The organism is Empedobacter sp. UBA7494 (assembly GCF_002478465.1).
Taxonomy (GTDB): domain Bacteria; phylum Bacteroidota; class Bacteroidia; order Flavobacteriales; family Weeksellaceae; genus Empedobacter; species Empedobacter falsenii_B.
Map to the genome: position 1 here is coordinate 1 of NZ_DLOC01000010.1, position 5021 is coordinate 5021.

Genomic DNA, 5021 nt, shown 5'->3' on the forward strand with positions numbered 1-5021 from the left:
TAAGGTCAACAAGAACCGCGGCTTCATGGCCATCCCCGAAGTGGGTGATCAGGTCATGGTAAACTTTATCCACAACCACCCGGACCGTCCGTTTGTAATGGGCGGCATGTTCCACGGCAAGGTGGGCGGAGGCGGTGGCCAGGGCAATAACGTGAAAAGCCTCAGCAGCAAGAGCGGGAATATAATCTGCTTAAATGACGGCGCGGGGATTGAGATTAAGGATAAAAACGGGAATTATGTGACTTTAAGCGGGTCAGGTGATGTGACCACATTTGTGAGCAATGATAATACGGAAGATATCGGGAATAATCATACAACGAATGTTACGACAAAAACTACAATTAACGTAGGTAAAGATCAGAGTGTTCTGACGATGGACAATGCGGGGAATATTTCTCTGGAAGGTAAAACTCAAATTGAGCTTAAAGTTGGAGAAAATAAAATAACCATCAAAGAAGATTCGATTACCATCTCTGTAGGAAGTGGAATGCTGGATATGAATTCTCAAGATAATGCATTGCTTGTGACGCAAAATAATTTGAGTCTGCACAGTAAATCTGACACCTCAATTAATGCGACAGGCAATACATATGTTACCGGAACACAGGTTGATATTAACTAAAATGAAATTTACGACATACCAAATTCAGAAAGGTGATACCCTGGAAAGTATTGCGGAAAAGCAGGGATGCACAGTGAAGCAGTTGGTGCAGTTTCATAATCAGCATGCGGAGATGACGCAGCAGATATATGGGACGCATATTCCGTTGCATATCGAAAGGCTATATATTAATGATGTACCAGATAAAACAGAATTCGATATTAATGAAATATCGTTTGATCAAAAGGCAAGATACAGATGTGAGCAGTTCAACGCAACTAAAGTAGAGGATAATATTACTTTTCATTGTAATACAAAAAAAGAGTACACTTTAGCTAGAGATGTAGAAAACAATTTGGCAAAAGTAAAGCTTATAGATTACCTTTTCAAAGTGAACCCCGAAAATCTTTCTTTGGCAATTGAGTCAACCAAAGAATTGGAATTTCAAAAAGAAAATGTATTATTTAAATTAGGTAATGGCAGCAATATTCTTGAAATACAGAATTTTGAAGAAATTAAAAACCATTGGATTAATTTTAAACCTAAATATGCAAAAACACAATTTTACCAAGAAATCGCAAAAGTCAATGCTGGCGCAGCTGATGATATTTTAAAAGGCGGTGACATAGAGTTTAAGAGCCAAGAAAATCTGAAGAAAACATTTGAAAAAATACTGTTCTACCATGTAATATTCAACGATTTCACTTCAAATACTAAAAAGATTTTAAAATTCAGCTCACAGATATTTGTCAACATTACTATTGAAGTTGAATTGCAAACCACTTTGGTAAAGGAGGATGACGAAAGGATCGAGTTTAGAACGGTCGGAACATTGATGAAGGATAAAATTGATAATGAAGTTTTAAAGAGTCAATACGACCAGTTTTATAAGCCTCTAATTGAATATGGCTTCAGTGAATATTTGTATGAATATAGAACCAGAAGAACGGTTGATAAAAAAACAGGCTTAATAACAAGTGCAGCAGTTTTTACAAAGGAGGAAGTCAAAAATAATTATCAGTTTGTAACTCAATTTGATTTAAAACAAATTGACTATTAATTTAAAATTTTTACCTATGGAAGCCGCCCAATGTTTTACTTTTAAAAATGTCCTGACAGTTCCGTTTGTCTATTTTTTGCCCATCGCAGTCGTAATTGGTTTTCCCTTCTTTTTTATTTACGCAACAATAGGCGTAAAGGCTGTTGGAGTATTTGGTTTAGTCGTAGTTTTTTTGCTCGTCTTTGGTCTTTTTAAACTCTTTATTGATATAATTAGCAAAACGGTCGAGATTTGTTTTGCAGGCAACAGAATAATCATTAATAATCAAGAGTATAAAAAGGATCAGATATTAGGAATTTATATGAGAGATTACGAGGAAAGACAAACTTCGATAATAAGTTTTGAAATTTGGTTTGTAAACGGTAAAAAGCTGGAAATTACAGATACTGAATACCGAAATCAATACAATCCTAAAAAAGGTGACGAACTTTATGCCTTCATCAGAACCTTAAAAAGAGAGTTAAACTTTATCAAAACGAAAAAAGATAATTTTCGGGCTATGCAAGGTAGAGCGGCTTATTGGTATAGCAGAAAAAGATAATGATGTATAAAACAAACTTTTAAAATCTTACCACCTTCCACAATGTGTGGATTCTATTTCTGACGATGCCATTTATAATTTTTTGGGGATATTTATATTATTTGATAACCAGTGGAGATGCCAGACCTTTTTTAATGATACTTTTCACAGCTCTGTATATGTGGTTTTTTTATTTGTTTCTCAAAAACTGTCAGTGAATGTCAGCATGTGGTCTGATAATAATTATTTGTACATACAAAAGAATCAAAATGGATTTCTTAAATTTTTAAAAGATGATATTGCAGGTTTTTATTGTTATTAATAAAACAGAAAGTCAATCACTGAAAAATTCGAAAATATACTTCGAAATTCATATGAAGAGTGGCAAAGGATTTTATATAAATGATATTGAGTACAGAAATAAATATGATGAAAAAAAGAGGAGGAAACTTAAAATATTTTTGCAAACTGCCCAGGCAGAATTAGGCTTCAGAAAGATTAGAAAAAAGAAATTTGATATTAATAGCTACTGGTATTCAGTAAAATAAATAATTTAGGCAGTCTCGGGGACAGGTTCATCTATATCACTTAATAAGCAAGATGTAATGAAAAAAATAAATCGAAGTGTATATCGGCTGGGAAATGTAACCGTCGCGCCATACTGTTATACTTACATTATCGGACTGCCTGTATTCGTGACAGTCTTCCTCACCTATGGGCACTTTGGCATGCGCTATTTCGGATTTCTGGGTTTGATAATTGTTTTCGTGCTTACGCTGGGAATTATTTATTTTATTTTGAAAAAAAGATCAAAGTCGATAGTTTTAGGATTTGATTCCCAATTTTTTTATATCAACGATAATAAATATTGCAAAGAGGAAATTAAAGGTTTGTATTGCTATGATTATATTAATCATAAGAAATCCATAATTTCCATTCAGATCAACTTTTACAGTGGTGAAAAGATCGAAATTACAGATACAGATTTCGGAAATAGATATGACGAAGTTAAAGCGGGTTTGTTAACAGGTTTTTTAAAAAAAGCACTTATAGATTTTAATTTTAAAAAATCAGGGAAAAGTACAATCAGAGCTCTGCAAAATTTGGGAGCGTATTGGTATGGCAACAATTAAAAATTTAAAAATATAATTTATGGGCACGTCATATATTCCAAAGGATGTTTATACTATCTGCACCTTTCAGCAGGATGCAGAGCCAAGACAGCTGATTCCGACAAGAAGTTCGATCACAGTTTTTTATGGAGCAGATAGAACACGTCCTCTTTTAACCGTAGAAGATAGAAATATTAATCGAGAATTTCCCTGTAAAAGTCCGAAAAATGCGATGTGGAGTTTTCTATGTTTTGGTGCGGGACTTCTTGCAGGGATTGCGTTGCTTTCTAACCCTATTGGATGGGCCGTAGCTTTGGGTATTGGTGTTGCCACGTTAAGTATTGCCGCTGGCGTGTATGAAGCGACACAAATAAAGCATAAGTGCTCGGGTTCTTTAGGTGCCGGGAACTGGAAAATACAGCACGATAGCGTTCGGTTTGACACATATAAATCCATTACACATAACTCAATGTTACTCTGTGATGCGGGCGGAATTCTTACGCCAATATTTAGTTATTCAGTTGCAAGAAAGAATGCTGCGCTTATAAAAAGTAATAATAATAAAGAAATATTTGTTAATGCAGCAGCTTCCTTCTTTGGAGGTGCAGGTGCGGTGATATCGGTAGCGGAAATGGGGTTTATTGCAACGGCTAAGTGGGCTGCAGCAACGATGGCTTTTATGCACATAGGAACAACTGCTGAGAAAGAAATTATTCGCAGTACAGCTATGGAAGAAAATCTACATTATCAAAATATGAATGAACAGGTTGATCCGAACAGCTTGATTCCTGGGTATATTAAAGATCCTACAGCAACTACCCCTGGTGATTTAAGCAGTCCTGATATTTTTAATGTCGGCAGAGATGGAGTGTCAGCGCCATATTTCATAAATCCCTTCTGGTACATTCGAGATATAAAGGGGAATATTATTCAAATACAGCAAGGAACACAACTGGCCAAAGATTTGAATGCGCTCAAAAATATAGATTCACGGAAAATCTGGCAAACTGCCGAAGGCAAACAAATAGTAGAAAACATACGATCAGGCAAGTATCCGAGCTCAATGGTTAGTGCATCAAGAGATGGGACTGGAACAGTGCGACCGCGTAATCTACCCTTATTAGAAAAAGCATTACCGGAAGTAAAAAAGCAAAATATCCGGAATATTGGACAAGCTGGAGTTAAGGGCAGTGGTTTTATTGCATTTGTGTTTCCGTTTGTTGCAACATATTTTTCGGAAAAATCGAGGCAGATTTTAGCCAATGCAATGGCTGAGGACGCAGATAATGGAGTTAAAATTATTGCAGTTGATGCCCCATAAACTTTACTGAACGACTTTAATTGGCATCATGCGAAGATGCGTTTGCGTGAAGTCCAGATTTCATTCGCGCTACTCCTCTGAAGGCAGAAAATTATCATGATGTGGAAGCATCGCAAACAGGAACGGCCGGCAGCAAAGCAGCCGAAGTATTTGTGACCAGCGGCACCACGTCTATTTCGTTTTTATATCCCGGCTGTACGGCTGAAATCAATATGCGCAAACGCGACACGAACAGTACGTCCTATTTTACCAAACTGATGGTTACCCAGGTTACGCACAAAGTGGACGGGCGCGGCCATTACGAAGGCACTTTTGAAGCGATTGCAGCGGACAGCGGTTTTTTACCACGTCCGGAGTTTACGCTGCCGATGGCCGAGGCACAAACTGCAACGGTGATCAGTAATTCA

Annotated in this window: 5 protein-coding genes and 1 pseudogene; all 6 read left to right on the plus strand. The window is 36.6% G+C overall.

Features of this window, described 5'->3' with window-relative positions; translation table 11 throughout:
* Window positions 1-622, plus strand: a 622-nt coding sequence (locus tag B4E95_RS01285; RefSeq protein ID WP_291089306.1) for a phage baseplate assembly protein V, incomplete at its 5' end; no start/stop codon positions are given.
* Window position 623: 1 nt separating this feature from the next.
* Window positions 624-1661 carry a LysM peptidoglycan-binding domain-containing protein gene (locus B4E95_RS01290; protein ID WP_291089309.1) on the plus strand — a complete coding sequence of 346 codons (1038 nt, stop codon included), beginning with the start codon at window positions 624-626 and terminating at the stop codon, window positions 1659-1661.
* Window positions 1662-1677: 16 nt separating this feature from the next.
* Window positions 1678-2202, plus strand: a complete 525-nt coding sequence (locus tag B4E95_RS01295; protein WP_291089312.1) for a hypothetical protein — start codon at window positions 1678-1680, stop codon at window positions 2200-2202.
* 584 nt (window positions 2203-2786) lie between these two features.
* Window positions 2787-3314 (plus strand): hypothetical protein, encoded by a 528-nt coding sequence (locus B4E95_RS01300; RefSeq protein WP_291089315.1) that lies wholly within the window; start codon window positions 2787-2789, stop codon window positions 3312-3314.
* A gap of 19 nt (window positions 3315-3333) precedes the next feature.
* Window positions 3334-4614 carry a hypothetical protein gene (locus B4E95_RS01305; protein ID WP_291089318.1) on the plus strand — a complete coding sequence of 427 codons (1281 nt, stop codon included), beginning with the start codon at window positions 3334-3336 and terminating at the stop codon, window positions 4612-4614.
* A gap of 101 nt (window positions 4615-4715) precedes the next feature.
* A pseudogene (locus B4E95_RS01310) lies at window positions 4716-5021 on the plus strand (Vgr family protein); the annotation flags it as partial.

What these genes read in the sequence shown, in the direction of transcription:
- B4E95_RS01290 (WP_291089309.1), top strand. Translation starts at nt 624, where the DNA reads ATGAAATTTACGACATACCAAATTCAGAAAGGTGATACCCTGGAAAGT.
- B4E95_RS01295 (WP_291089312.1), top strand. Translation starts at nt 1,678, where the DNA reads ATGGAAGCCGCCCAATGTTTTACTTTTAAAAATGTCCTGACAGTTCCG.
- B4E95_RS01300 (WP_291089315.1), top strand. Translation starts at nt 2,787, where the DNA reads ATGAAAAAAATAAATCGAAGTGTATATCGGCTGGGAAATGTAACCGTC.
- B4E95_RS01305 (WP_291089318.1), top strand. Translation starts at nt 3,334, where the DNA reads ATGGGCACGTCATATATTCCAAAGGATGTTTATACTATCTGCACCTTT.